General features: G+C 60.1%; 1 protein-coding gene. It reads right to left on the bottom strand.

Going from position 1 to position 1,411, the window contains the following annotated elements; all coding sequences use genetic code 11:
* Positions 1-37: 37 nt before the first annotated feature.
* Positions 38-1,105, bottom strand: coding sequence for an IS110 family RNA-guided transposase (locus HK353_RS16775; protein ID WP_173158020.1), 1,068 nt, complete (start codon positions 1,103-1,105; stop codon positions 38-40).
* Between the last annotated feature and the right edge of the window lie 306 nt (positions 1,106-1,411).

Genomic DNA, 1,411 nt, shown 5'->3' with positions numbered 1-1,411 from the left:
AGGTTGCTGAGCCGCCGTCAGGATCCTTCTATGTCTGTCAAGCGGCTTGGCCGATCGGTTTCGTGGCCTCGAGAATCCGATACACAGAACGAGCCACGTGACGCTTCATACACCGGATCGTCTCCTTCTTCGTCTTCCCCTCACCAAGCCGTTTCGCCATATATTCCTGGGACCGCTGATGGTGAGAAAGCCGCGTGATAGCCACCATGTACAACGCAGAATTCAACCGCCGATCACCACTGCGATTGAGCCTAAACCTCACCACATTCCCCGACGACGCCGGTATCGGGCAGACCCCCGCCAACTTCGCGAACGCTGCCTCGGAACGCACCCGCCCATGATGCGACCACGCCAGGTAGAACACAGCCGCGCTGATCGGACCGATCCCCGACTCAGCCAGCAACACCGCCCCTGGACTGTCCTTGACCAACGCCTCGATCCGAGTGGCGTAGTCCTTGATGTCCGCTTCGAGCTCGACGACGCGTTTGGCTAACCGAATAGCTTCCCGACGAGCCTCGCTCAGTGCCACAGACTCGTTCCTGAGCCGCCACTTCGCCACCGTCTGAATCTTGACGACCGACAGTTTCCGACGCGCATCCATACCAAGGTCATGAGTACGCAACAGCGCAGTGAGCGCATTGATGGTGCGAGTCTTCTCCTGAGTCATGGACTCCCGCGCCTTGACCAGGATCCGCAGTCCCTGGCGCGGCCCATCAGCCTGCCGGGGAAAACGCAGCCGCGACTCGTCCAAAGGCAGGACCGCGCCAGCGATCCGTCTGGCATCGATCCGGTCGTCCTTGCCCGTGGCGTGCCGGTCGCGAGCATTCATGCTGGCAGCCTCGGCGACCGTATAGCCTGCGTCGGCGACATGGTCGGCCAGGATCGCCCCGTAAGTGCCGATACCCTCGATCACCCACAGGGTATCGAGGTCCCCGCGAGTACGACGGCCGACCCACGCCAGGGCCCGTTTCAGGCCAGCTTTCGTGGTCGGGAACGTGGCAGTGTCGACGTGCTCACCAGTGTGGGTGAGGACACTGTAGACGTGGTTCTTCGCGTGGGTGTCGACGCCAACGACAAACGCGTATAAATGCGAGATGATAGTCATGACGGTTCGTGATTCTCCCGTGTCAGAGCGGATGAGATCCGACCGTCAAACGGTCGGCTCCGGTCCGGGAGATAGTCACGTCGAAACACTACTGTGATGAGTCACGTTCGGTCAGGAACGGACAACCTTCTGATCAAGTTATCGATGTGGGCCGAGCCGGTGCCGACCGCCCACCAATCATCAGACAGATCCCGACGAGGACATCGTTCGAGTCAGTAGTTCTGAGGGTCATGATGATCAATGGGACGGTCAGTTCCTACTCTGCCAGCCAGTCCCAGACCAGCCACCATCAATACTCACAGTAGT

The sequence above is a fragment of the Brevibacterium permense genome (assembly GCF_013280495.1).
Taxonomy (GTDB): domain Bacteria; phylum Actinomycetota; class Actinomycetes; order Actinomycetales; family Brevibacteriaceae; genus Brevibacterium; species Brevibacterium permense.
This window is presented reverse-complemented; position numbering and strand designations above follow the sequence as displayed.